This window comes from [Borrelia] finlandensis (assembly GCF_000181875.2).
GTDB lineage: Bacteria > Spirochaetota > Spirochaetia > Borreliales > Borreliaceae > Borreliella > Borreliella finlandensis.
In genome coordinates this window covers 1-26,496 of sequence record NC_012267.1, presented here as the reverse complement: position 1 = coordinate 26,496, position 26,496 = coordinate 1, and the positions used below count along the sequence as shown (strand labels likewise).

26 protein-coding genes are annotated in these 26,496 nt (G+C 26.4%); 12 read left to right on the top strand and 14 right to left on the bottom strand.

Annotated elements, in window-relative coordinates:
• Nucleotides 1-45 precede the first annotated feature (45 nt).
• Together BSV1_RS05755 and BSV1_RS05750 are read right to left on the bottom strand one after the other, a co-directional pair.
• Nucleotides 46-1,674, bottom strand: a complete 1,629-nt coding sequence (locus BSV1_RS05755) for a PTS transporter subunit EIIC (protein WP_012672992.1) — start codon at nt 1,672-1,674, stop codon at nt 46-48.
• 329 nt (nt 1,675-2,003) lie between these two features.
• Nucleotides 2,004-3,248 (bottom strand): ankyrin repeat domain-containing protein, encoded by a 1,245-nt coding sequence (locus tag BSV1_RS05750; protein ID WP_012672978.1) that lies wholly within the window; start codon nt 3,246-3,248, stop codon nt 2,004-2,006.
• A 100-nt stretch (nt 3,249-3,348) separates the two neighbouring features.
• On the opposite strand from BSV1_RS05750, the gene BSV1_RS05745 reads away from it, so the two are divergent.
• Nucleotides 3,349-3,900: a hypothetical protein gene (locus BSV1_RS05745; protein WP_012672999.1), complete on the top strand. Its 552-nt coding sequence runs from the start codon at nt 3,349-3,351 to the stop codon at nt 3,898-3,900.
• A gap of 9 nt (nt 3,901-3,909) precedes the next feature.
• Here BSV1_RS05745 and BSV1_RS05740 read toward each other — a convergent pair whose 3' ends face one another.
• The gene (locus BSV1_RS05740; RefSeq protein WP_012672994.1) at nt 3,910-4,605 is read right to left on the bottom strand and encodes an ImmA/IrrE family metallo-endopeptidase; all 696 of its coding nucleotides are present in this window, start codon (nt 4,603-4,605) and stop codon (nt 3,910-3,912) included.
• A gap of 46 nt (nt 4,606-4,651) precedes the next feature.
• Here BSV1_RS05740 and BSV1_RS05735 point away from each other — a divergent pair, with 46 nt between their 5' ends.
• From BSV1_RS05735 to BSV1_RS05720, 4 genes are all read left to right on the top strand, one after another.
• Nucleotides 4,652-5,164, top strand: a complete 513-nt coding sequence (locus BSV1_RS05735) for a hypothetical protein (RefSeq protein WP_039949762.1) — start codon at nt 4,652-4,654, stop codon at nt 5,162-5,164.
• Nucleotides 5,139-5,645 (top strand): hypothetical protein, encoded by a 507-nt coding sequence (locus tag BSV1_RS05730; RefSeq protein ID WP_039949760.1) that lies wholly within the window; start codon nt 5,139-5,141, stop codon nt 5,643-5,645. The genes BSV1_RS05735 and BSV1_RS05730 overlap by 26 nt, the downstream gene beginning before the upstream one ends.
• Before the next feature lie 71 nt (nt 5,646-5,716).
• Nucleotides 5,717-7,072: an NCS2 family permease gene (locus BSV1_RS05725; RefSeq protein ID WP_012672981.1), complete on the top strand. Its 1,356-nt coding sequence runs from the start codon at nt 5,717-5,719 to the stop codon at nt 7,070-7,072.
• Between the two features lie 109 nt (nt 7,073-7,181).
• Entirely contained in the window at nt 7,182-8,537 is a 1,356-nt protein-coding gene (locus BSV1_RS05720; protein ID WP_012672996.1) for an NCS2 family permease, read from the top strand.
• Nucleotides 8,538-8,962: 425 nt separating this feature from the next.
• Here BSV1_RS05720 and ospC read toward each other — a convergent pair whose 3' ends face one another.
• Nucleotides 8,963-9,592, bottom strand: a complete 630-nt coding sequence (gene ospC / locus BSV1_RS05715; RefSeq protein ID WP_012672980.1) for an outer surface protein OspC — start codon at nt 9,590-9,592, stop codon at nt 8,963-8,965.
• Nucleotides 9,593-9,818: 226 nt separating this feature from the next.
• On the opposite strand from ospC, the gene guaA reads away from it, so the two are divergent.
• Both guaA and guaB read left to right on the top strand, forming a co-directional pair.
• Complete coding sequence (guaA, locus tag BSV1_RS05710; protein ID WP_012672986.1) at nt 9,819-11,354, top strand: glutamine-hydrolyzing GMP synthase; 1,536 nt, start codon at nt 9,819-9,821, stop codon at nt 11,352-11,354.
• A 24-nt stretch (nt 11,355-11,378) separates the two neighbouring features.
• Nucleotides 11,379-12,593, top strand: coding sequence for an inosine-5'-monophosphate dehydrogenase (guaB, locus tag BSV1_RS05705; protein ID WP_012672979.1), 1,215 nt, complete (start codon nt 11,379-11,381; stop codon nt 12,591-12,593).
• Between the two features lie 299 nt (nt 12,594-12,892).
• Here the strand turns inward: guaB and BSV1_RS05700 are convergent, their stop codons facing one another.
• Nucleotides 12,893-14,485 (bottom strand): peptide ABC transporter substrate-binding protein, encoded by a 1,593-nt coding sequence (locus BSV1_RS05700; RefSeq protein ID WP_012672991.1) that lies wholly within the window; start codon nt 14,483-14,485, stop codon nt 12,893-12,895.
• 585 nt (nt 14,486-15,070) lie between these two features.
• Here BSV1_RS05700 and BSV1_RS05695 point away from each other — a divergent pair.
• Nucleotides 15,071-15,568, top strand: a complete 498-nt coding sequence (locus tag BSV1_RS05695; RefSeq protein WP_012672998.1) for a hypothetical protein — start codon at nt 15,071-15,073, stop codon at nt 15,566-15,568.
• 272 nt (nt 15,569-15,840) lie between these two features.
• On the opposite strand, the gene BSV1_RS05690 is transcribed toward BSV1_RS05695, so the two are convergent.
• The 5 genes from BSV1_RS05690 to BSV1_RS05670 all read right to left on the bottom strand — a co-directional run bounded on the left by BSV1_RS05690 (nt 15,841) and on the right by BSV1_RS05670 (nt 19,818).
• Entirely contained in the window at nt 15,841-16,389 is a 549-nt protein-coding gene (locus BSV1_RS05690) for a chromosome replication/partitioning protein (RefSeq protein ID WP_012672985.1), read from the bottom strand.
• 69 nt (nt 16,390-16,458) lie between these two features.
• The gene (locus tag BSV1_RS05685; RefSeq protein ID WP_012672982.1) at nt 16,459-17,220 is read right to left on the bottom strand and encodes a ParA family protein; all 762 of its coding nucleotides are present in this window, start codon (nt 17,218-17,220) and stop codon (nt 16,459-16,461) included.
• On the bottom strand, nt 17,196-17,714 hold the full coding sequence (locus tag BSV1_RS05680) for a DUF226 domain-containing protein (protein WP_012673000.1): 519 nt from the start codon (nt 17,712-17,714) through the stop codon (nt 17,196-17,198). Before BSV1_RS05680 ends, BSV1_RS05685 begins: the two co-directional genes overlap by 25 nt.
• 15 nt (nt 17,715-17,729) lie before the next feature.
• Nucleotides 17,730-18,659 (bottom strand): plasmid maintenance protein, encoded by a 930-nt coding sequence (locus BSV1_RS05675; protein WP_012673002.1) that lies wholly within the window; start codon nt 18,657-18,659, stop codon nt 17,730-17,732.
• A 121-nt stretch (nt 18,660-18,780) separates the two neighbouring features.
• Nucleotides 18,781-19,818 (bottom strand): hypothetical protein, encoded by a 1,038-nt coding sequence (locus BSV1_RS05670; protein WP_012672983.1) that lies wholly within the window; start codon nt 19,816-19,818, stop codon nt 18,781-18,783.
• A 159-nt stretch (nt 19,819-19,977) separates the two neighbouring features.
• Here BSV1_RS05670 and BSV1_RS05665 point away from each other — a divergent pair, with 159 nt between their 5' ends.
• Nucleotides 19,978-20,607 (top strand): hypothetical protein, encoded by a 630-nt coding sequence (locus BSV1_RS05665; RefSeq protein WP_012672984.1) that lies wholly within the window; start codon nt 19,978-19,980, stop codon nt 20,605-20,607.
• Between the two features lie 21 nt (nt 20,608-20,628).
• Here BSV1_RS05665 and BSV1_RS05660 read toward each other — a convergent pair whose 3' ends face one another.
• Genes BSV1_RS05660 through BSV1_RS05650 form a run of 3 tightly spaced genes read right to left on the bottom strand, consistent with a single transcriptional unit; the run spans nt 20,629 to nt 22,411 of the window.
• On the bottom strand, nt 20,629-21,726 hold the full coding sequence (locus tag BSV1_RS05660; protein WP_012672997.1) for an alpha3-beta1 integrin-binding protein: 1,098 nt from the start codon (nt 21,724-21,726) through the stop codon (nt 20,629-20,631).
• An 11-nt stretch (nt 21,727-21,737) separates the two neighbouring features.
• On the bottom strand, nt 21,738-22,055 hold the full coding sequence (locus BSV1_RS05655) for a PTS sugar transporter subunit IIB (protein WP_012593119.1): 318 nt from the start codon (nt 22,053-22,055) through the stop codon (nt 21,738-21,740).
• An 8-nt stretch (nt 22,056-22,063) separates the two neighbouring features.
• The gene (locus BSV1_RS05650) at nt 22,064-22,411 is read right to left on the bottom strand and encodes a PTS sugar transporter subunit IIA (RefSeq protein WP_010258204.1); all 348 of its coding nucleotides are present in this window, start codon (nt 22,409-22,411) and stop codon (nt 22,064-22,066) included.
• Nucleotides 22,412-22,696: 285 nt separating this feature from the next.
• Between BSV1_RS05650 and celB the strand changes: the two genes are divergently transcribed.
• The 3 genes from celB to BSV1_RS05635 all read left to right on the top strand — a co-directional run bounded on the left by celB (nt 22,697) and on the right by BSV1_RS05635 (nt 26,189).
• Entirely contained in the window at nt 22,697-24,019 is a 1,323-nt protein-coding gene (celB, locus tag BSV1_RS05645) for a PTS cellobiose transporter subunit IIC (protein WP_012672993.1), read from the top strand.
• Nucleotides 24,020-24,307: 288 nt separating this feature from the next.
• On the top strand, nt 24,308-25,657 hold the full coding sequence (gene resT, locus BSV1_RS05640; RefSeq protein ID WP_012672990.1) for a telomere resolvase ResT: 1,350 nt from the start codon (nt 24,308-24,310) through the stop codon (nt 25,655-25,657).
• 85 nt (nt 25,658-25,742) lie between these two features.
• Nucleotides 25,743-26,189 carry a hypothetical protein gene (locus BSV1_RS05635; protein ID WP_012673001.1) on the top strand — a complete coding sequence of 149 codons (447 nt, stop codon included), beginning with the start codon at nt 25,743-25,745 and terminating at the stop codon, nt 26,187-26,189.
• Here BSV1_RS05635 and BSV1_RS05630 read toward each other — a convergent pair.
• Nucleotides 26,173-26,451: an acylphosphatase gene (locus BSV1_RS05630; protein ID WP_012672995.1), complete on the bottom strand. Its 279-nt coding sequence runs from the start codon at nt 26,449-26,451 to the stop codon at nt 26,173-26,175. The two genes, BSV1_RS05635 and BSV1_RS05630, sit on opposite strands and share 17 nt — an antisense overlap.
• Between the last annotated feature and the right edge of the window lie 45 nt (nt 26,452-26,496).

Here is a 26,496-nt window from a genome sequence, read left to right as displayed (position 1 = left end):
ATTTTTCTATTGGATTAGCTGTTTTTATATTATATTTTAAAAATTTTACATAAGCTTGTCGATTCCCATTTTTATATTATCGGACAATCCTCCAAATACAATTTGGACACTATTTCCTTTTTTTAATATTCCACTGGCACCTAGATTTTTGAAATAGGCGTCTGATTTAATGACTTCTATTTGTTTTAGATTAACTCTTAATCTTGATGCACATGCATCAATGTATGTAATATTATCTTTTCCTCCAAGACCCTCTAATACTTTTGAAGCGGTTTCTGATAAGCTTGTTTTTTCTGAACTCATCATGGTTTTTTCCATCTCTTCGTCTTCTCTTCCTATTGTTTTAAGATTGAATTTCATGATTGCAAATTTAAATATAAAGTAAAATCCAATAAAGTAGAAGATTCCTAAGATAGGAATTGCTATCCAATTTGTTTTGCTATTTCCTTGAAGTATTCCAAATAGGAACATATCTATAAATCCGCCAGAAAATGTTAGTCCAACTCCTACGTTTAAAAGGTGTGTTAAAAGATATGCTAGTCCAAAAAGAGGAACATATATAAAGTAATAAAGTGCTGGTGCTGCAAAAAGGAATGCAAATTCAAGAGGCTCTGTAATTCCTGTTAACATTGATGTAAAGCTAGCAGATAGTAGTAATGAAGCTACGTTTTTTTTATTTTCAGGTTTTGATGTATGGTACATAGCAAGCGCAGCCCCAGGTAATCCAAAAATCATAACAACAAATTCCCCGCTAAAAAATCTTGTTCCTTTTGCAACTTCAAAGTGTACAGTATTGGGATCTGCAAGTTGTTTGAAAAATATATTTTGTGCTCCTGAGATTAATTCGTTATTTATTTCCAGTGTTCCCCCAACAGCTGTTTGCCAAAATGGTAAATAAAATATATGGTGAAGTCCAAATGGAATTAAAGATCTTTTTATTGCTCCATATGCAAATGTTCCAAAAAGTCCTGATTGTTCTACAATTCTTCCAAACGAAGTCATTGCACCTTGGATAAAAGGCCAAATAAATGTTAAAAATATTCCTACTACAAACATTGCCATTGTAGTTACAATTGGCACAAATCTTGTGCCTCCAAAAAATGCTAAGAATGTGGGTAATTGAATATTATGGAATCTGTTGTGAAGAAAGACAGCAACAAATCCTGCTATCAATCCCCCCATTACGCTCATTTGAAGAGAGAATATTCCAAGTACACTTGTATATTCCTGACTTTTTGCAGTTGCAGCTGTTTCAGGCATTCCTAATTCCAATAGTGCTTTTAAGCTTGCGCTTTCTGGTGTGATTCCTTGTATATACAAAATCCCATTTATAGTTTGATGCATAACCAAAAATCCCACTACTCCTGCTAAAGCAGCTGTTCCTTTTTCTACTTTAGCAAGTCCGATTGGAATTGCCGCTGCAAACATTAAAGGCAGGTTAGCAAAAATTACTTCCCCTGTATATTTCATAAGATAAAGTATTGAGTTAGCAACAGTTCCTTTTCCAAGGACTTCTTCCAATCCATAAGCCTGAATCATTGTTTCATTAGTAAATGCTCCCCCAATTCCCAATAAAATTCCAGCTGCTGGTAAAAGTGCTATTGGAAGCATGAAGGCTTTTCCTATTTTTTGTAATATTGTAAATATAGATATAGATGCTGATGATGTTGACATAATTTTCCCCTTTTTATTAAGTGCAAATTAATTAATTAATTAAAATAATTAATTTGAATAATACGCTTAATATCTTAACAAGATTTTTTAATCTTGTAAATATCAGTATAGAATAAATGATAGTATATTGAATTGCTGTTTATAAAATTTTGTATTTCTAAAAAACATTAAAGATTGTTTTTCCCTTTAATTTCATGGCATTTGTTATAAAGCATTGCTTATAATCTTTATTTTTATTGAAATTATTTTAAATTAAATTTAGAAATAAATAAGATCAATTTGGCTTAGGGTGTTTACAATGGAATTAATCATCAATTAGCATTGTAAAGTTAAATTCCGATTAAATATTTATAGATTTCACTAGTTTTGTCAGAGTAATCTATGGGTAGTTTATTGTCGCTATCTCTGATATTTGGATTAGCGCCTTTTTCGATAAGTGATTTAATAAAATTTAAATCATATTTTTGAATTATGGCACTATGAAGAGCTGTTTGAGAACTTTGATTTGTTAAATTAATATTAAATTCTTTTGTTATTAAATAATTTATAATACTTTTTGCTTTTACATTTATGGCATAAGTAAATATTGGATTGCCGTTGGAAAATATTGTATTTGGTGAAAAAATATTATTATTTTTTGATAAAAATTCTTTAAAATCATCAAGTTTATCATTTTCAGTTAAATTTTGTAGTTGCTTTTTTTTCTCAATGTATAAACCATATTCTTTTTTGATTTTTATTGTCTTAAGAAAATCATCTTTATTTTCTTGCAAGTCTATGTAATAAGGGCTCGTATCTATATTATTTTTATAATATTCTATGGGAGTGATAATATTTTTTTCATCAAGATAGTAAACGTTTATTAGTTCTTTGAAGTTTATGTTTTTATTTTCTGGGATTAGATCAAATCTAACTTTATAGCTTTCAAATTTTTTAAAGGGGATTAAATTATAATTTTGATCGTAAAACAGTAATTCTGTTATTTGTCCGTTTGCATTTTTTATAACAGGAATAATATTTCCATTCTCATCAATACTTATTTCTGTTTTTTTTCCATTTAGAATAGGTAATTTATATTTATTATAAATAGGAGTAATATTTTCTTTTATTTGTTCTAGTTTTTCTTTAATTTCTGAATTTGTTGCCCCGATGTAATTTTTATAATTTGTTTGAATTTCATAAGAACTTTTTCCAATGTTTTTAGCATATTTCTCAAAACTAGCATTAAACACTGTATATAGAGGATCAAATTTTGACATCAATTCCATTCTTATTGGTACTGGAAAATTTAGTAGGTATTTTTGAAAAAATTGTTCGTTTATTTTATGTATTTCAAAAAATTCTTTTTCAAAAATATTGAAATCCTTTAATAATTGCTTTTCAGTGAAGTAATAAGATGAATTTGAACTAATAATAAAAAGAGTAAAAAAAGTTAAATAATATAAAAAGTATAAATTTTTTAATTTATCTTTGATTTTATTTCTTAAATTTTTATTGAAAATTGTAAAAGATAAAAATCCAATAACAAGGTACCCAGAATATAGAAATATTTTGCTTAGCACATAATAACTCATTTTACATCCTTTTAAAGTTTATTTTTAAATTATATCAAAATATTTATATATTTTTATTTACTTTACTTTATTTTACTAAAAGCATACAATTAGGCATTAAATGAAGAAGTTTTTAATATCCGTTTATTTTTTATTGTTTTATGGTTGTTCAACTATATCTTTGGTAAAAATACCAGAAAAAGATAAAATAAATTTAACTGTTTTATCATCTTTAATGAATTATCCTGATTTGAAGATTTCAAATTTTAAAATAAAAGACTACGAACATTTACATTATTCATCTGATTTTGAAAGCTTGAGTGATAGTAAAAATAGTGCTTATATTTACGTTGATGAATCTAGTTTCAATAATAATATTAATTTTATTAAAGACCTTTTTATTTATAATAAGAAATTATATAGAATACTTATTGCTTATAGCTTGACCCAAGGCGCATCTTTTAAGGCAGAAGTTTTATCTTATCTTGAAAAACAAAAAATTATGAAAAATTTTTCATTGAAAATAAATTTTCCAACTGCTAAAAAATTTATGGATAATAAGTATTGGATTGTAATTGCAAAAAACCATTTAGATTCTCTTGTTAAGAGTAAAAATTATTTAGTCTTGGCGAATGTAAAGATGGAATATATACTCAAAAAGTTTTTAACTTGAGAAAGCTTTTTACTCCAGATCTTCAAATATTTTTTTAATTCGTTCTTTTTTTTCAAGTTCATATTTTTCCAAATCAAGAGCTATTGATTCTTTAATTTTATCTGTATTGTGGAGATAGATGTTAGCTTCTATTTTTTCTTTTGTGTTTTTAATTTTTAAAAATTTTTTACCCTTTTTTATTTTATCTATTTTGACAAGATCATTAATTATGCTTAATTTTAAATAAATTATATTTTCAGTTACTTGGAATTCTTTTGCTATTGTTTTTTGGGGGTACTCTTTAGATTTATATTGAGATAATTTTAATTTTAATGTGGTTGTTGGAATCAATATGTTTGCTGCAAATATGTTAGCTTCTGTTACCATTTGACTATCTTGAATGTCATTATAATAGTTTTCATTTTTAGATAGATTTTTTATTTGATCTTGATGCATCAAATAATGCCCCAAGTATTTTGCTATTGTAAATCTTTTATTTTCAAGACTCATGTTTTCATTTATATATAAAGATTTTTTATTTAATTGAATATATCCTGGAAAATCTTTATTCTTATCTTGAAAGCTTATTTCGAAAATTTTAAGATCTTCCCCCATGGCAATTTTTACTATAGGAACAGGAATAAGCAATATTTTATGTTTTGATATTATATAATCCGAATAGGCTTTAGAATTTTCAATACAAGAGCTGAATTTGTTTTCATTCATTTAATATAAATACTCTCCTTTCTGTATTGTATAATATAAGTTAATTATGAAATACTGTTTTTATTTGATTTTAATGGTTTTTATTTGCTCTTCTTGCAAGATTTTAAATATTGCTGAAGATTTAGAAAAGAATTTTGAAAAAATTGAAAGAGCAGATTATTTCCTTTATTTTTATCCAGAAAGTCAAATATACATTAAAAAAGATAAATTGAGTAATAAATTTAGTGTTTTTTTAAATGTTATGCTAGATTCAAATTTAAATTTTACTAAAGGTTATTTAAAATTAATTCAAGACAATAAATATATTGGAAGTATTGCCATTTCTAAGGTAGTTAGTATTGGAAATTTTAAGTTTTTGTACATTAATCTTGATAAAGATAATTTTACTCTTATGTCAAAAGCTTTAACCCCTTACAAAAAGCTAGTCTTTTTATTTAACGAGGATTCTTTTCAGGTTTGGACTAAGGATACCTTGCAATATGATCCAAGATTTATTGATGTTAATTTCAAGAATACAAAAAATACTTTAGAATATGCATTTAAAAACAAAATTTTATAAAAAAACTTACATATTATGGACTTTCTTGAAAATTTTTAAAAAATATTTATTACTTTTTTATTTGCTATTTTTAACACTGTCTTGTTCTACAATCTATTTTGATGGCATTCCCGAATTAAAAAAAGATTCCAAATATATTAAATTAATTCAAGAGAATAATAAAATTTCTTTAAGACATTATTTTACTGTTTCTAATACTTGGAACTTAAGGTACAAAGAACCTTTATTTTTAAAAGTTGGAAATGATATAATTGCCTTATTTCTATTTAATCAGCATAAGCTAATTGATAATAAATATCTTCAAACCTTTTTTAGCGTTGGAAGAGACATTTCTTTAAAAGCTTATTTAAAGCTTATTAAAGCGAGAAAATTTGTTATTACAAATAGTTCTGAAAAGATTATTAAAACTATTGTATTTTCAAACTTACCCGACAGCGAAGATATTCTTTTTCAGAACAATATGCTTAATAAGGCGCAATAGGCCTTTAAAAAGAATTAAAAGCCTAATAATTATTATTGAAAATATTTTTAAACAATAAAAAGGAAAGTTTTATGGGTAAATATGTAAAAGGTTTATTTTTTCAATTTAAAAACAGTGATATTAACTATAAAAAGGAAATTCTTGCGGGCATTACTACTTTTTTAAGTATGTCATATATTATAGCTGTTAACCCAGCAATACTGTCCAACACAGGCATGCCAATTGGTGCGCTAGTTACCGCAACCTGTCTAACAGCAGCATTTTCTACTATACTAATGGGACTTTATACCAATACGCCTTTAGCATTAGCTTCTGGAATGAGCTTGAATGCGTTTTTTGCATTTTCTGTAGTAATTGGGATGAATATTCCTTGGCAAGTTGCATTAGCTGCTGTTTTTATTGAAGGACTAATTTTTATTCTCTTATCTTTTTTAAGAGTAAGAGAGCAAATTATAAATTCTATTCCAATAAATCTAAAATATTCTATTTCGGTTGGAATAGGGCTTTTTATTGCTTTTATTGGCTTTGTCAACGGGGGAATTATCATTAAAAATGATGCTACATTGGTTGGAATTGGATCATTTGTTGACTTAAAAGTTTTATTTACATTTTTAGGATTATTTTTTATTGTAATTTTTGAACAATTAAATGTAAGGGGAAGTATACTTTGGGCAATTTGCTCAGTCACTGCCATAGCCTGGATGTATGCAATATTTAATTTAGAAGGCGCCCAGGCTATTGGAATACAACTTCCCAGCGGGGTTTTAAAATTTGAATCCATTGAACCAATATTTAATCAATTAGATTTTTCTTATGTTTTAAATGAGCATTTTTGGACTTTTATATCAATAGTTTTTATTCTCTTGTTCAATGATTTATTTGATACTGTGGGTATTTTAATAAGCGTTACAACAAAAGGTGGCATGTTGGATAAAAATGGAAAAATTCCTAATGCAAAAAAAATATTACTGGTAGATGGCATTGCTACTACTTTTGGAGCAATAATGGGTGTTTCCACTGTTACTACTTATATTGAAAGTTTTACAGGAATTGCTGAGGGTGGAAAAACGGGCCTTACTTCAATTGTAACTGGAACATTATTTCTATTTGCAGTTTTTTTTGCCCCATTGTTTATTGCCGTTCCTGCTAGCGCAACTGCTGCAGCATTAATATATGTGGGATTTTCAATGTGTAGAGAAATAATTAAAATTGATTTCTTTAATATTAGAGAAAATATTTCCAGCTTTTTAATATTTTTTTTGATTCCTTTAGCTTATAGCATTTCTTCAGGATTTTTTGTTGGCGCAGCATTTTATATTTTAGTAAATGTATCATTTAATTTTTTTAGTAAAGAAAAGATTAAAATTTCTCCTGTACTGCTAATATTATGCTTAATTTTTATTATTAAATTTATTTATGGCTATTAATATTTCTATAAAATTTGATTTATCAATATATTTTATTAATAGATCAAAATCCAATAAATAGCGTTGGTTTTATTTTTGATATAAAATAAAATTTGAGGAGTAATTTGTAATGAATCAATCCAAAGAAACATTATTATTTCAATTTAAAAACAAAACCATTGATTATAAAAAAGAAATTATCGGTGGTATTACCACTTTTTTAAGCATGGCATACATAATAGCTGTTAATCCGGCAATATTATCTAGCACAGGTATGCCAATTGGCGCATTAGTTACTGCAACTTGCTTAACATCAGCATTTTCTAGTATATTAATGGGGCTTTATGCTAATACCCCTATATCACTAGCACCGGGTATGGGTCTTAATGCATTTTTTGCATTTTCTGTAGTAATTGGAATGAATATTCCTTGGCAAGTTGCACTAGCTGCTGTTTTTATCGAGGGGCTAATCTTTATTGTACTGTCTTTATCAAGAGCTAGGGAAAGTATTGCAAATTCCATACCGGTAAATTTAAAATACTCTATTACAGTTGGAATAGGGCTTTTTATTGCTTTTATTGGCTTTGTCAATGGGGGAATTATTGTTAAAAATGATGCTACATTGGTTGGAATTGGATCATTCATTGACTTGAAAGTTTTATTTACATTTTTAGGATTATTTTTTATTGTAATTTTTGAACAATTAAATGTAAGGGGAAGTATACTTTGGGCAATTTGCTCAGTCACTGCCATAGCTTGGATATATGCAACCTTTAGTCCAGAAAGCGCAGTAGCTGCTGGAATACGTTTTCCAGATGGAATTTTAAGATTCGAATCTATTGGGCCAATATTTAACCAGTTAGATTTTTCCTACATATTAAGCAAACATTTTTGGAGTTTTATTACAATTGTATTGGTATTGCTGTTTAACGATTTATTTGATACTTTGGGCACTTTAATAGCAGTGGCAGCAAAAGGTAATATGTTAGACAAAAATGGAAAAATTCCTAATGTCGGCAAAATATTTTTAATTGATGCCATTTCTACTACTGTTGGGGCAATAATGGGAGTTTCAACTGTAACCGCATACATTGAAAGTTGCACAGGAATAGAAGAAGGTGGTAAAACTGGACTTACAACAATAGTAACGGGAATAATGTTCTTTATTGCAATATTCCTTTCACCATTATTTATTGCCGTTCCTGCCAGTGCAACTGCTGCAGCACTAATATATGTAGGATTTTCAATGTGTAGAGAAATATTGAAAATTAATTTCTCTAATATAAGAGAAAATATTCCCAGTTTTTTAATACTTTTTTTAATTCCCTTAACATACAATATCTCTTCGGGGATAAGTATTGGAATAATATTTTATGTTTTAATAAACATAATACTTAATTTATTGGAAAATAAAAAAAATAAAATCTCTCCAGTAATGATAATACTGTGTTTAGTTTTTATTATTAAATTTATTTATATTTATTAACCGATTTGCTATTTATAAAAAAAATTTAAAATTTGCAATTTCAAAAACCTAAATATAAATCATAAAAAAGGGTCTTTATCTTTTAAATAGTTAAGTCTATTGAACAATTTTATAAAATCTCACATAAAACCAAAGAAACTACTATTATCTTTAAAAATTTACCCAAACTGTTTCCTACTTAAGTATTTAAAATTAAATTTCTAACACCCAATTTTGTTTATATTTAAATACTTAAATTTAATTTATTAACGGCTTTTGTAATAAGTTTTTATTCTTTAAGAGAAGAGCTTAAAGTTAAAATGAATTTTAAGAAATTTTTTGAGAAAATAAAAAAATAAAAGCCAAGAAATCTTTCTTGACTTATATTGACTTTATTTTTCCAGTTACTTTTTTAAAACAAATTAATCTTATAATATTGATCTTAATTAAGGTTTTTTTGGACTTTCTGCCACAACAGGACTTGTAAGTTCTTTGACTGAATTAGCAAGCATCTCTTTAGCTGCTTTTGCTAAGTCCCCTACTGATTCGGATAATTCTTTAAGTTCTTCAGCACCCTTAGTTTTAGTAGGATGTGTTTTTAGAATAGCTTCTTTTGCTGTATCATCAGCAAGAGCAGACTGACCAAGCTGCGCGTGACTACCTTTGAGCTTGCCAATAAATTTCTCAGAACACTTCTTAGCAGCTTCAATTTTTTCCTTCAATTCCTCATTTTTCAATCCACTTAATTTTTCTGATATTAGGGTTGATATTACGTAGGCTCCCGCCAACAATGATCCGTTTTGAGCCGGACTGGCATTTAAACCATTTTGGACTATCAAATGCCCAATAGCTTTCTTAGCAAGTTCATCTATAGATGCAATCAAAGTCTCAATTTCTTTTACAGCCAACACAACTGTATTGGAATCTGTAATTTTTTTACTTATTTCTGTAAGATTGGGTCCTTTAACAGACTCATCAGCAGAATTTGCAGATACATTCCCATCTTTCCCCGAATTATTACAAGATATAAATAAAAATAAAGTCATTAATATTGCACTTAATGTATTCTTTTTCATTAATTTGTGCCTCCTTTTTATTTATGAATTATTAGTTCAACAATTTTGTTTTTCAATTTTTTCAAATAAAAAATTATTTTTTCAAATTATTCAATATTTTGAATAATTTGAAAAAATGATGTCTTAATTTGATTTTAAAATCGAAATAAGCAAAGCTAAATATGCTAAAATTAAATGAAATGTACTTTGATAAGAAAACTTTTAATTTATTCTAAGGACTTATATGATGAATGCTCAGGCAATACTTGTATTAGATTTTGGATCCCAATACAGTCAACTAATTACAAGAAGAATTAGAGAAATTGGCGTTTATACAAAAGTAATGCCTTACTATGCTCCTTTAAAAGAAATTAAAAATATGAATATCTCAGGAATAATACTAAGCGGAAGTCCTGCTTCTGTTTATTCAAAAGAAGCTCCTACCTTGGATATGGAAATTTTTAATTTAAAAATACCTGTTTTGGGTATATGTTATGGAATGCAAATAATTGTTAAATTATTTGGGGGCCTAGTATCTAAAGACTCCAAGCAAGAATATGGAAGCTCTGAAATCTTTCTAAAAGATGAAAAATCTCTTTTATTTTCAGAACTTCCAAACAAATTTCAAATTATCATGAGTCATGGAGACAGTATTGAAAAAATTCCTGATAATTTCAAACAATTAGCTTTTACAAAAAATTGTATTGCTTCTATATCAAATGAAACTCAAAAAATTTACGGACTACAATTCCATCCAGAAGTAACTCATTCTGAATTTGGCGATCAAATAATTAAAAATTTTGTTTTTAAAATTTGCCAAGCCCAAATTAATTGGTCATTAGAAGGCAATCTAGAAACCATTGTGAAAAAAATTAAGCTTAAAGTGGGAAACAAAAAGGTTATTTTAGGGCTTTCTGGTGGCACAGACTCTTTAGTTTGCGCATTACTTATAAAAAAAGCTATAAACGAAAATTTGATCTGCGTTTTTATAAACACAGGATTGTTGCGTAAAAATGAAGATAAAAAAATACTAGAATTAAAGCATCAATATGATTTAAATATAAAATATATTGATGCTTCTACAAAATTCTTGAACCGTTTGAAAAATATAAGTGATCCTGAGGAAAAGAGAAAAATAATAGGAAAAGAATTTGTAGATGTTTTTGAAAAAATTACTCTAGAAGATCAAAATATAGAATATTTAGCTCAAGGAACAATTTATTCTGACGTAATTGAATCTAAATCAAAAAACAGCTCTTCTTCAAAAATCAAGTCTCATCACAACGTAGGGGGGCTCCCAGATAAGATAAGTTTAAAACTCTTAGAACCTTTGAATGAATTTTTTAAAGATGAAATAATTCAAATAGGAATAAATCTAGGAATTAAAAAAGAATCTCTTTACAGACACCCATTTCCAGGCCCAGGACTAGCTATAAGAATAATTGGAGAAGTAACACAAGAAAAGATAAATATCTTACAAGAAGCAGACAATATTCTAACAGAGGAGCTTTTTATAAATGATTTATATTATCAAATAAGACAAGCATTTGTTGTATTGCTTCCTGTCAAATCTGTGGGCGTAATGGGAGATCAAAGGACATATGAATATACAGCTGTAATTAGATGTGTAAATACCCAAGACTTCATGACTGCAGAATGGACTGAACTTCCTTACAGTTTTTTAAAAAAAGTTTCTTCAAGAATAATTAATGAAGTTCGGGGTATAAATAGAGTTTGTTATGATATATCTTCTAAGCCTCCATCAACCATAGAATGGGAATAATAAGAACAATAAAAAGGAAACTTTATGCCAAATAAGATAACAAAAGAAGCTTTAACTTTTGATGATGTGTCTTTAATTCCAAGAAAATCATCTGTATTACCTAGTGAGGTTAGTTTAAAAACACAATTAACAAAAAACATATCCCTAAACATACCATTTTTAAGCTCAGCAATGGATACTGTTACAGAAAGCCAAATGGCAATAGCCATTGCTAAAGAGGGTGGAATAGGAATTATACATAAAAATATGTCAATAGAAGCTCAAAGAAAAGAGATAGAAAAAGTAAAAACATATAAATTTCAAAAGACTATTAACACTAATGGAGATACAAATGAGCAAAAACCCAAAATATTTACAGCAAAACAACATCTAGAAAAATCCGATGCATACAAAAATGCAGAACACAAAGAAGATTTTCCTAATGCATGCAAAGATTTAAATAACAAGCTAAGAGTAGGCGCTGCTGTTTCTATTGATATTGATACCATAGAACGAGTTGAAGAGCTTGTAAAAGCACATGTAGATATACTTGTCATAGACTCTGCACATGGACATTCTACAAGAATAATAGAGCTTGTCAAAACAATTAAAACCAAGTACCCAAACTTAGACCTTATTGCTGGCAACATAGTAACTAAAGAAGCCGCATTAGATTTAATAAGTGTAGGAGCAGATTGTTTAAAAGTAGGAATAGGTCCGGGTAGCATATGCACAACAAGAATCGTTGCGGGAGTTGGAGTTCCCCAAATAACAGCAATCTGCGATGTCTATGAGGCTTGTAAAAGTACAAATATTTGCATTATAGCAGATGGCGGAATTAGGTTTTCAGGAGATGTGGTTAAAGCCATCGCAGCAGGAGCTGATAGCGTAATGATAGGCAATCTCTTTGCAGGCACAAAAGAATCTCCTTCTGAAGAAATAATTTACAATGGAAAAAAATTCAAATCTTACGTTGGAATGGGCTCCATTTCTGCTATGAAAAGAGGCTCCAAATCAAGATATTTTCAACTAGAAAACAACGAACCTAAAAAATTAGTCCCCGAAGGAATTGAAGGCATGGTGCCGTATTCTGGAAAACTGAAAGATATTTTGACTCAATTAAAAGGCGGTTTAATGTCTGGAATGGGCTATTTAGGAGCAGCCTCAATATCTGATTTAAAAATAAATTCTAAGTTTGTAAAAATAAGTCATTCTTCATTAAAAGAATCCCATCCTCACGATGTTTTTAACATAACATAAAAATAAAAAAACATTTATCAAATTAAATAACTAACATCTTTAAAAAATTAAAGTATTACATCCTTCTTTTAAAGAAATCACGACCTTGGTAGGAAAAGAATAATAAATATAGCCTTATGTTTTTGCAATGCTTTTTCTAGCATTAATATACTAGTATTTACTCTATTTAAAAATAATAATTCTGAAACAATTAAGCTAAAGAAATGAATTCTTAAATTAAGAATTCATTTCTTATTTTTGTTTATAGCTAAACCAAAAGATATAGCTATAAACTATTTACAATTAGAAAAAAACATAAATCATTTAATTGGTTTTATTTCAGATAAATTAAATCTTTCTGAAATATTTGGCTCCCAACCTTTCCATTTGTCGTTTCTAAAAAGATAACTAGAAGAAGTTATATTAAGAAATATAGCCGGAAAATCTCTTTCGATTATTATTGCTTCTGCTTTTTTTAGAATTTCCTGTCTTTTAAAAATATCTCTTTCATTATCTGATTTTATTAAAAGTTCATCATATTCAGAATTTGAATATCCATAAGATGAAAAAGATGTGTTTTCGGTTTGAAAGATACTTAAGAATGTCATAGGATCAGCATAATCTCCTGACCATCCTGCCCTTATTATTTCATAATTACCATTTACCCTGCTATTTATATATGTTGACCATTCTTCATTCTCAAGCTGGACATTAATATTTAAGTTTTTCTTCCACTGATTTTGAATAAATTCAGCAATTTTTCTCTGGCGATCATTCGTATTGTACTTTACTTTTAATAAAGGAAAATTATTGCCATTAGGATACCCTACATCTGCCAAAAGCTTCTTTGCCATTTCAGCATCAAATAAGCTTAAATTGCTTTTATAAGAGTAATCAATATAATCTGGAGTTGCTCTTCTTGTAGGAATAGAACTATCATTAAGAACGCTCTCTGTTAAAGTTTTTCTATCAATAGCAAAAGACAGCGCCTTTCTAACTTTAACATTGTCAAGCGGTTTTACTTTCATGTTCAAAGAATAAAAAGAGGTTGAATTAATACCCATTGAATAATAATCGTCTCTAAGCTTAAGATCCTTAAGCAAATCTGGTGGGACATTCTTAAAAATTGCATCAAGCTCATCATTTAAATACATATTATAAGCTGTAATGCTATTATCTGCGATAAAAAATATAATACCGTCAAGAACAACATCTTTGGAATTATAATATTTATTATTCTTTTCAAGAACAACCTTTTCATTTAAAACTCGAGATTTTAATTTGAAAGGACCACTAACAACCATATTCTCAGGGTCTGTCCACCTTTGCCCATACTTTTCAATAACGTGCATTGGTACAGGAATAAATGTTTGATGTACTAGCATATCAAGAAAATATGGCTTTGGAGATTTTAGCGTTATTTCTAAAGTTTTTTCATCAAGAGCTTTAATTCCAAGCTCAGACTCATTTGCTTTGCCGTCAAAATACTCTTCTGCATTTTTTATAACGGACTTAATCATGTTAACAAAAGATGAGCCGGTTTCTTTATCTAAAATTCTAAGATAAGATTTTCTTATTCCCTCGGCAGTAATGGCAACTCCATCACTCCAAACAAGATTATCTCTTAAATGAAACGTATAAACTACTCCGTCATCAGAAATATCCCAACTTTTAGCAAGTCCCGGTCTGTACCCTCCAGTCCTAGGATCTCCATCTAAAATGCCAAGAAACATTTGGCTTACAATCCCTGATCCAACCGTATCATTTATTAATTGAGCATCTAAAGTAGCAGGTTCACTTCCAATATTTAGCTTAAAAACCAATTTGTTTCCATTACTTTCATTAGCACAAGAAATAAGTAAGATTAAATTGAGAATTAATACAACTTTTAACTTTTTTATCAATATTTTCATACAAGCATCCTTATAAGTTTTTATAAATTTAAATTTTGCCTATATTTTATTATATATGAAATATAATTTCACATTAACGTTATTAAAAGCACTTAAATTATTCTAAAATAAAATTAGTATTTTACATTCAATAAGCAAAATAATTGATCTTATATTGAAAAGATTATAATCTTTTATTGCTTGCTCTTCAATGATTATTATACATATAAAAAATAATTTTAAATTTCATTATTTATCTATTTGTAAATTAGATTTATTTAAATTTATTATTTTTTTATTAAAAAAATAAATTAGTATTGAATTTTAAAAAATTAGGATTAAATTTCATACTTAACACTTCCTTTGTGGCAATAAAAGTTCTTGTAAAGAACTTTCTTGCTTTTAAAACATCTTTTAAAAGGCTAAAAACTTTCTTATACATTTCTAGCAAAAGCAATACTAAACAAAAGTAGTAACCAAGAAGCCCCCAAAATAATGATTTAAAGAAATGGAAAATTAATTTATCAAAAATTGTTTGCAATGATCTAATAAAAAATATATTATTATGTTCACTAGTTTATAATTTTTTTATCAAAGGAGAGGAATATGATATTATATCAAAATCAATTAAAATTTTTAAAATTGTTGGTATTTTTTTTATTAATATCTTGCACTTCCTTAAACGTTGAGCACGATCAATTTGGAAAAACATTTAGAATATACCAAAGCTTAAATAAAAATGCAGAACTTAAGGGTATTTTTAATTATAAAACAGGAATAACTAAAATAGTATTATACACAAGGTTTAGAAACCATAGTATAACAGAACAGAATCCTTTATTGCTGCCGGATGGAACTAAAATTGAGGGAAAAGTAAGCTACAAAAGAGATAATAACCATTTTTTTGGCAACTGGATTAATTATTCCTCATTTGTTTTGACCAAATCTTTATTGGAAAGGATGATTAAAGAAGAAGATGCTTCTTATAAGAATAAGGAAGTTAAAATTAGAATTGGATTGGAAGATTTAAGCTTGAAAAAATATAAAATTTTGGACTTTCTAGTAATGGTTGAATCGATTGAAAATAAAGATTATAAAAATTAATTTTTATAATCTTTATTGGTTTTTACTTTCAGTTTAAAATAAATTTTATTGCAAAATAGAATTGATATAGAGGGTAAATAATTCCTATTTTAATCCTTTGCAAAAATGACAAAGGCTACCCTATGGTAGCCAACTTATTATTCTAATCAAACAACAAGAGCGAGACATTGCATCTCAATCTATATAGATTATTATATAGTATTTTATTTTTTTGTAAAGTGTTTTTGAAACATTTTTTTAATATAGTAGTACTACTTTATAAAAGTATAATATTATTTTTTATCTTTCAAATTGTCATATTTATTTTTAATATTTATAAGTAGTTTTTGATTATCATAATATATCTCTTTTAGCAAGAAACTTGCAAAGTTTGTATTTGATTTATAAAAATTAAAGCTTTTTTCGTCTTCAATTTTTAGCCTAAGTGACCGATTTAATATCCTTTTTGAATTGTCTATAATCTCACTATTTTCTAATAATTGCATAGCATAATATATTCCTTTTTTTAAAATTAATTCATAATTGATTTTACCGCTGTCAATTCCTATTGCCAGTTTAATGTATCTATAAACAGTAGTTTTTGCCATATTATAATCTTTTATAAAATGACCAAAACTTTTATATTTGTCTATAACGTAATACTTATTATCATTAATTTCTTTTAAAATTCGGGCTGTTTCAATTTTATTGTAAGATTCCTCTTTTATCAAAATTTTTAATTTTTCTTTCAATTTTAAGTATCTAGATTCTCTGCTTTTTTTTATTTCATTTCCATTTATCTCAACCCTTTTAACAATTTCTATTTTTTTATTTAATTTCATTTTTTGTTTTTACTCCACATTGCATACTTTCAAATTAGTTCCATATGGAACTTTTAGTTCCATATGGAACTAATTTGAAAGTATGCTTAAAAAATTTTCAAGTATTTTTTCATAAGCTTTATAATAATCTTCATTAGAATTGAATTCTTCTCTGTAAAAAATGGTTTTACGTAAATTGTCTCTTTTTGGAACACTTCCTAAAAATCTGCCTTTATATTCACACTCAATAAACTTTTTAAGCTCTTTATCAATATTTTGTCTTTCAATAAATTTGGTTATCAAGTAAAATATTGGCAAATCCTTTCTAAAAAGATCATCAAGCCTACTAGTTATTAGATCTAAGCTTTCAATTGCCCATTGATCTGTTGGCAAAGGTATGATTAAGTAATCTGAGATGATTAAACTATTATTAAGCAAACTTCCTAATGTTGGCGCAGTATCCATTATAATAAAATCGTATCTGCTTTGAATAAAACTTAAGAAAATTTTAAGTAAATTTTCTTTTAATGAAATGCTTTCTTCATTAAATTTACTCAGGTTTATGTGGCTTGCTATGAAATCTGTATTATTATCTATTTTGATTGTTGAATTTTCTATGTCTATTTCTTTTTTAAGAACTTTATATATATTGATATCTTTTGGACTAAGGTTTTTTTTTCTTAATATATTAATATAAAAACTTGTACTACTTGCTTGTGGATCTAAATCTATTAATAATATTTTATTATTTTTTTTTGAGAGTATGTTTGCAAACATTAATGATGTTGTACTCTTTCCTACCCCTCCTTTTATTGATGCAATTGTTATTATTTTTGGGTTTTTTTTATCCAATTTACTATTCCTTTATTACTTTCATATTTTTTACCATAAAATCTATGTATTTCTTCTTCAATTTTTAGAGTTCTTTCTAAAAGAGATTTATAAAAAATTTTATTTTTATTTTTTATCTTGGTGAATATATATAAGCTTCTTAAATAACAAAAGACGCTTCCTTTTTTGAATTTGAACTCCATATAAAATATTTTTTTTAATCTTATGGTTTTTTTTGCTCCTTTTTCTGAATAATTTATAACAAATGGTCTTGGTAGGTTTGTAAAACCATAAAAAATTCCTAAAAATTTATCGTTTTCTTTTACTGAAAATAAATGAAAACTTTCATATTTTTTATTATTAAATATATTTCTCAGACATAGCCAAAATTTTCCTTTTTTTGGTTTTGCTTCAAAATTATTTATCATGCTAAAGATCTTTGTGTGATAGATAATTTTGTTTTCTAATTTTTCAATTTTGTTGAAAAAATTTTTTTTTGTTTCTTTGTTTTTCATTATATTATTTTTGCTTTACTTTTTAATTTTTCTTTCATGTTTTTGTTTTTTTATTAGAGTTTTCATTAATACAATAGCATTTTTTATGTTATTTGATGCACTGATTTGATTTTCGTTTTCATAATTTCTTTTTCTTTCCTTTTTATTTTTAATTTTAAATTCTTTTATTAGTTCATTAAAGTCTGTATTTTTGAATTTTTTTGCCATAAACCATATTTTTTGTTTCTTTTTTTCTAGATTTTTTTTATAAAATTTTATAATTTTTTTTTCTTCATATTCTTTTAATTCTTCCATAAAATCTTTTAAGTTCCATAATGAATTTTTATAAGTTATGTCAGTTTCTGTTATTTTTTTTATTTCTTCTAGATTTATTGATTTTGATTTTTTTTTTATTTCTTTTTCTAAGAAATTTATAGTGTTTTTTATGTTTTGATTGTTTCTTCTAAAAGAATACTTAGAATTCTTATAATTTTTACTTATATTATTACTTAATACATGTGAAGTTATTTGATGTGAAATTTTGTATTTTTGAGATTCTTCTATTATTTTAAATTTTTTTAGTTGCTTATTTTTTGATTTTTCATGCTTTGTTTTTTTATCAATAAAATATGCTGTACTTATAATTTTTTTAGCGAATTTTTCAAGGGCTTTGTTTATGGTATAGTAAGTAAAACTTCCATTATTTTTTCCAAGTGGGTTAAAATGACTTTTAATTAATCCTAAAGTTTCAAAAATTTTTATATCATTTTGTATTGTTCTTTTAGTAACCCTTTTGAATCCTTTTTTTTCTAATATAGAATTTGTCATTGCTACAACATTGCTTAGAGAGTATTTTTTTTTAGATATGAAGTAGTTGGCGCTTAGTTTTTGGATGACCCAAAATATTTTCAATCTTCGGTCTACTACTTTATTAAAAGGCATCTTGTTGGTTTTTATTTGATACATTTTAAGCTCCTATCGTTTGATCTTTTATTGCATTAAGCACTGAAATTAATAATAATACACTTATTTAAAAAAGTAAAGTTTTGTTGGTGAATTTGCAATCAAATGCGTAAGATTCAATAAGTTAAAATTTATGTCTACTTGATTGCAAATTTTTTATGCAATGATCTACTTCTTTTAAGAATTTTAAAAGAAGTGGTTTATATATTTCAAATGTGAATTCTCCCTTTTCCCCGTAAGATTTTAATTTTAGAGTAATATCTTTTTCAATGTTTTTTGCTAGCTCTATTATTTTTTGTGGACTTAATACTATATTTAATGTTTCTTTTATTGTTTTTGAATTCTTTAAAGCTCTCACAGGAGGCTCCATTTTTAATTTTCTATCATTTTCATCATAAATAGAGTTTAAAAAGCGTAATTGATCAGAGTATAAGCTTAAATTCAAAAACAGTATATTTAAATTTTCACAGGGGTAATAATTTGCTATAACAAATGTTTCGTAAGTTTCTGAGGGGGTGTCTGATTTTTCAAATAATTTTGGAATTTTCATACTGTAGATGTAATAATCCTCTATTTCATTATATTCTGTTTTAAGCTCTGTTTTTTCAATTTCAATTTTTCTATTATCAATACGTTTTTGCAAAATATTTTTAGATATTTTAATTTCTTTATCAAAATCTGTTATATATGCTAAAATATACTCCTTATTAAATTTTATGCTATGTGATACATTCCAATTGTCCTTAAAGTCAATGTTAATGTATTTTCCTGTGCTTTTATCGTAAATATAGGTTAATAGATCTCTTGAATTAGTTATTGAAATACTAATAATGCTTTTATTAAAGCTAGATTTTACTTTGAGTTCTGCTTTATATTTTGAATAATTAATTTTTTCTTCATTTATCAAAATGTTTTCAGGATCTATTTGTAATCCTTTTTTTTTGATGAAAATATTGACTTTAAAATTTTCTTTTTCTGTTAAAGGGTTGTATACTCCCACAATGGATATTTTATTGTCATAATTTCTGCTTATTATTGAGTCTTCTTGAAATTTTAGTTTTCCTAATTTGTGGTTTGTATCGTGTAGATTGAAATTACCATTTGGGATGGATTTGCAACCTAAAATTAACAAAAATAAGGAAATGTTTTTAAGGTATTTCATTTTTTGTTCCTTAAGTGATTCTATATAACTGTATAAATTTAATTCTAGTGCAATAATTATATTCTTTTTGATTTTAATTATTAAAGAATTTGTTATACTTTTTATGCAAGCTTTTGTTTAATATTAATATATTTTAGTATATTAAATGAGAAATTTTAGATGAAAAAAAAGTTTAATTTTATTTTTCCCTTTATTATTTTTTTGTTTTCATGCAATATTAGTGTTTCTTCAATTTTTATTAGACCTTTGGATGAGGTAATAAAAAGCGAGATTGCTTTGTATGAATCGTTAGGAGATGGTAAATTTAAAACCGGCATTCATACTAAGAATTACTTTGATTCTATTAAAGATATTAGTTATTATTCTTATTTTTTTATTTTAGATAAATTTAGCAATAATATTATAATGAAATTGGCTTTAAGTTCTAAAAAAGTAAACTTATTAACCTATGATTTTGGTATTTTTTTTGATCGTAAGTTTAAATTAACAATTTCTAATTTAAATTCAAATGAACCCGAATTTAGCGATATTAATAGTTTTGACAAAAAAATTTCTTTTAAAAATAGCATCAATAGTAATATTCAGAATTTTGCCACTATTATTTTTAATTTGGACGACATAAGAGCTATTAATCGGGATTTTGAACTTAAAAATAAGATTGAGGACCTTAATTCTTCTACCAATGAGTTTATATATTTTCTTGATAGTTCTAAAAATCTTGATTTAAGAGAGTCCTACATTACTGTTTATTATTATGTCCTTAAAGCAATTGAAAAATTTTTAAAATAAAGAAACTTTTTATTAGTGCATTTATTTATTTTCTATTATTTTGAATTTTTCCCAAGGTTCTATTTTTTCAAGTAGATATATTTCATCATTGATTATTTTCCCAACTACGTTTACAAGACCATTATTTGGGGTATCTTTTAGTGCTATTTGAAGTTCTCCGGTATAACCTAAGTATTCTGAAGAATCTATTAGGATGTTTCCTTTTTTAATTTCATTTGGAGAATGCACAGGAAATTTTTTATTATTGTAGTACACTCTTGGCATAGTTGATCGAATTCTATAGGAATTAATGTCACCTCTATTAAAATGTAAATTTTCAAGGATTATTTCTTTTTCTACTGAATTTGCATTTGGATTTAGGTCTGCTTTGAGCTCTAAAATATTTCTGTTTACCTTTGATACTTTTTTTAGTTCTGTTTCACTTGGAAAACAATTAGAAATTAAGACCGTATCTATTCCTTCTTTGAAAAGATCTTTTGCTTGGGTTTCTATATCTTTAGATCTATGTGATTCTAGTGTAGGAACGCCTTCTTTTTCTTTCCCTCGTGCGCATTCTTCTGCATTATTAGAGCTAATAAATGCGGCTGTTGGGATTGAATAATGTTTAAATATTTTTGTTGTTTCTTTAAAGAAATTTCTTGAAAGTCCTGTATATTTGTGAGGATAAAAATTATGACACCCAAGTAAATTTTTTATATTAGGCTTAAAATACATTATTGTATCAATATGTTTATTTATATTGCTTATATTAAGTTGAATTTTAAGGTCAGAGTCGTTAAAAGTCATTAATGATTCTTCAATGCCTGTGAATGTATTATCTAATCTAATTGCCCAGGCGCCAAGCTTTTTAAAATAATCTAGTTTTGGACAATTTCTAAGATTTGAAAGATCGATGCCTAATTCTTTGAAAATTTCAGGACTTACATCAATAATAGGTTTCATTTCGTTTTTATTTGCAATGCTAAGTAATTCTTTGAATATGTCAAATTCATTTCCGTTAATATAGAGCAAAGAGGTAAATACTTGAGTAAATCCAAAATGAGCACTTTTCTCGAGATATTCAATAATTTTATTTTTAGGACTTACATTAGGGTATATGGATATTCCAATTTCTTTCATTTTAGCCTTCCTTAAACAGAACTTTTATTGTTAAATGCATTAATTGCAAGTTGTAATACTTTTTCGCCATTCATTGTTCCATAATCGATTGTGTTAATTATTTCGATTGGAATTCCTTTGGGTTTTGTGATTTCTTCAAGTCTTTTTTTATTAAATCTTGACTGTGGTGCAAGTAAAACAACGTCAAATCGGTCAACAACTTCGCTAAGGCGTGTCTCAGCAATAGCTTCAATTGTTGCATTTATATTTTTTGATTTGGCATATTTTTCAATTCTTTGTACCAGCATACTTGTGGACATTCCAGCTCCACATACAAGTAGTATGTTCATATTTTCTCCTATTTTTTTATTTCATTTATTATTTTATAAACATTGATTAATTCTTCAAAAATGCTTAATTCTGAAATTGCAGACATTAAATGATCTTCAGCATGAATTAAAATAAAAGGTGTTTTAACAGAGTTTGGATTAGTGGCTGATTGATGTATTATTTCTCTGTGTGCTTCATGGGCCTTTGCAATAGATTTTTTACTTTCTTGTATAGTAAGCTCTGCCTTGTCATATTCTTTGTTTTTGGCATATTCTAAAGCTTCTCTTAGAAAGCTTTTAGCCTCACCAGAGTAAGCTACAACAGGCATACTTATTTTGTCTATTAATTCTTCTATGCTATATATTTTTTTATTCATGTATAAAATATTCTCCTTTTATTTATAAAGCAATAATTAATATTATTTAATATATCTTACAAATATTATATTATAAGATATATTTAAAATAAATAATTTTATTATATATATATCTTATAAGGATTTTATTATCATTGATATTAATTATACTATATTATTATAAATATTGTAAGCCATTAATTATAACTTTTAATTAGTTTTTATTGATGGATAAATTATATTATAATAAATATTATAAGTTATTAATTATAACTTTTAATTAGTTTTTATTGGAGGATGGTTTTCATGAATTTTCAAGATTTTATTGAAACTACTTTAGTTCCTGTTGCTAGTAAAATTGGTTCAAATAGATATTTAATTGCTTTAAGAGATGGCTTTACTTTTTCTATGCCCTTTTTGATAGTTGGTTCTTTTATTTTACTTTTAGTTAATTTGCCCTTTACAGATTCTCAAACATTGTTATACCAACAGTGGTATGTTGATTTAATGGCTAAATATAAAGGAAATCTTGTTCAGCCATTTTATGTAAGTATGGGTATTATGTCTATATTTGTTGTTTTTGGTATTGGTTATAACCTATCTAATCATTATAAACTTAGTGGTATTACAGGAGGATTTTTATCTCTTTATACATTTTTAATTTTAGCTGGACAATCAGATTGGATACCTTACGGTGGAGATGCTGCTAAATGGGGAATTCAGCCTAATTCATGGTTTCCTATAATTGATGCAAGATATTTTAGTGCTCAAGGAGTATTTACGGCTATTATTGCTGCTATTTTTTCTGTTGAGGTTTATAAATTTTTAGTTCAAAAAAATATGGCAATTAAGCTTCCAGAGTCTGTTCCGCCTGCTGTTTTAAAATCTTTTGAAGCTTTAATTCCTGTTGTTGTACTTTCAATTGTAGCTCAAAGTGTTAATATTGCTATTCAAAGTTCTTTGGGAAGCCTTTTCCCCGAAATAATTATGAGCATGTTTAGGCCTGTTTTGCAAATTAGCGATACTTTAGTTGGGACTTTAACAATTTCTTTTATTGTTCATATATTATGGTTTTGCGGTCTTCATGGTACCAATGTTATTATTGCTCTGCTTAATCCTATAATTTTGTCAAATCTTGATTCTAATATTAGGGCTCTTTCTGACAATCTTCCGCTTCCTCATATTTTGGCGGGGGGATTTCTTGATTCATTTGTGTATATTGGTGGTGCTGGCGCAACTCTCGGGCTTGCTATTGCTATGATGCTTAGTAAATCCCAACATCTAAAGGCTATAGGTAGACTTTCATTTGCGCCTGGTCTTTTTAATATTAATGAACCCATTATGTTCGGTGCACCAATAGTTTTAAATCCCATATTAGGTATTCCTTTTTTACTTATCCCTATATTTAATATAATTGTTGCATATACTCTTACTAATTTTGGAATTATTGAAAGGGTTAGAACTCTGGTTCCATGGACAACCCCTGCTCCTATTGCAGCTTTTTTTTCTACAGGGCTTGATATTAAATCGTTTGTTCTGGTTTTATTATTATTGATTATTTCAGTATTTATGTATTTACCCTTTATTAAAGCGTATGATAAGGCTCTACTTTTGCAGGAAAAAGAATAGGAAATTTTTTTGGAATTGCTATTACAAAACTTGTGATACACAATATTAGAGAGCTATTATAAATAGCTCTTTTTTTGGGAGATAAAAGAATTTATTTAAAATTCGAAGTTTATTATTTTATGATTTAAATTAATAAAAAGATTGATCGGTGTGAATAGAATATTTCTTTGGTTTATTATGTATCCTAGTACATATTATATAATTTAATTTAATATATAAGCATATTTTTTTAAAATCAGAAATTTTTTACTTAGCTAAAGATTTTAAACTTGGTATAATTGAATTAATATGCCTCCAAAAGTGAAGATAAAAAATGATTTTGAAATATTTAGAAAAGAATTAGAAATTCTATATAAAAAATATCTCAATAACGAGCTTTCGTATTTAAAATTGAAAGAAAAAATAAAAATTCTTGCAGAGAATCACAAAGCTATTCTTTTTAGAAAAGATAAATTTACAAATCGTTCAATAATATTAAATCTTTCAAAGACTCGTAAAATAATTAAAGAATATATTAATCTTTCAGTAATTGAAAGGATTAGAAGAGATAATACTTTTTTATTTTTTTGGAAATCAAGAAGAATAAAAGAATTAAAAAATATAGGAATTAAAGATCGAAAAAAAATAGAAGAGTTAATATTTTTAAATCAAATGAATGATGAGAAACCCTATTTTCAATATTTTATAGATTTGTTTGTAACTCCAAAATGGCTAAATGATTATGCTCATAAATATAAAATTGAAAAAATTAATAGTTATAGGAAAGAGCAGATATTTGTTAAAATTAATTTAAATACCTATATTGAAATAATTAAGCTTTTACTGAATCAAAACCGAGATATTAGATTGAAATTTTATGGAGTTTTAATGGCAATAGGACGTCGTCCTGTTGAAGTAATGAAGCTTTCACAATTTTATATCGCAGATAAAAATCATATTCGTATGGAGTTTATTGCAAAAAAGCGAGAAAATAATATTGTTAATGAAGTTGTTTTTCCAGCTTTTGCAGATCCCGAATTAATAATTAATTCCATAAAAGAAATACGCTATATGGAGCAGACCGAGAATCTTACTAAAGAGATAATCTCTTCAAATCTTGCATACAGTTATAATAGATTGTTTCGTCAAATTTTTAATAATATTTTTGCTCCTGAAGAGTCTGTTTATTTTTGCAGAGCAATTTATTGTAAATTTTCTTATCTTGCATTTGCGCCCAAAAACATGGAAATGAATTATTGGATAACGAAGGTTTTGGGGCACGAGCCAAATGACATAACAACGGCCTTTCATTATAATCGGTATGTTTTAGACAATTTAGATGATAAGGCAGATAATAACTTATTAACATTGCTTAATCAAAGAATTTATACATATGTTAGACGTAAAGCTACTTATTCTATTCTTACAATGGATCGTTTAGAAAGTTTGATAAAAGAACATCATATATTTGATGATAATTACATTAAAACGTTGATTGTAATTAAAAATTTGATGTTAAAGGACAATTTAGAAACTTTGGCAATGGTTAGAGGATTAAATGTTAAAATTCGTAAAGCTTTTAAAGTCACATATGGATACAATTATAACTATATAAAACTTACAGAATACTTATCAATAATCTTTAATTATAAGCTATAGTTTTTGTTTTTTTAAATTCAGGCATTATCAATGCATTTGGAAAATATTAGGAAATATTTTATTAATAAGATATTATATAATTTATATGAAAATAGGTCCCCATTATTTTTTTAAAAAAATTTTAAAATCTAATAACAATAGAACGATTTACATTTCTTATCTTTATGATAGATTGGCTTCAGTTAAGCCAGCAGGGGAATGGCTTAGAATTTATTTTAAAGACTCCAAAAGAGGTAAAAAATATTTTATTCTTTTTAATAGAAATAGTTCAAATGGTAGTTTTATTTCGTGCAGTTTTTTAAAAACAAGTTGTAATTGTGGGCTTGATATTAAATTCTCTGATGGCAATTTGAATATTTTTTGTAGAAACAGAAAGTCTTTAGAGTTTTTGAAATTTAAAGTCGAACATTTTTTTAGAACTGGTGTGCCTTGCTCTAAGAATAACAATTCTTATGTGCGCAATGTTAAACCAAAAAATAAAAGGGTTAAGGTATTCGTTAAACGAGAGGCAAGCTCTAATAATAAATTTTAAAATCATTAAATTGAAAAGGATAATTTTCATCTAAAACTATTTTTTCAATGTTTTCAATGTTTGAATACTTATTCCCATTTAATAATTTTTCAAATTTTTTCATTTGTTCTTTAGTCTTAAAGAAAGCTACAATTTCCACCCTTCCATCGTTTAGATTTTTTACAAATCCTTTTAGTTTCATATTATTTGCTATTTGCTCTGTGAAAAATCTAAAACCAACTCCTTGTACCTTGCCAGAAATAAAATATTGTTGTTTATACATTATTACCTTCTTTGTATAAAATCTATCCAATAGAAAAGTTATAAA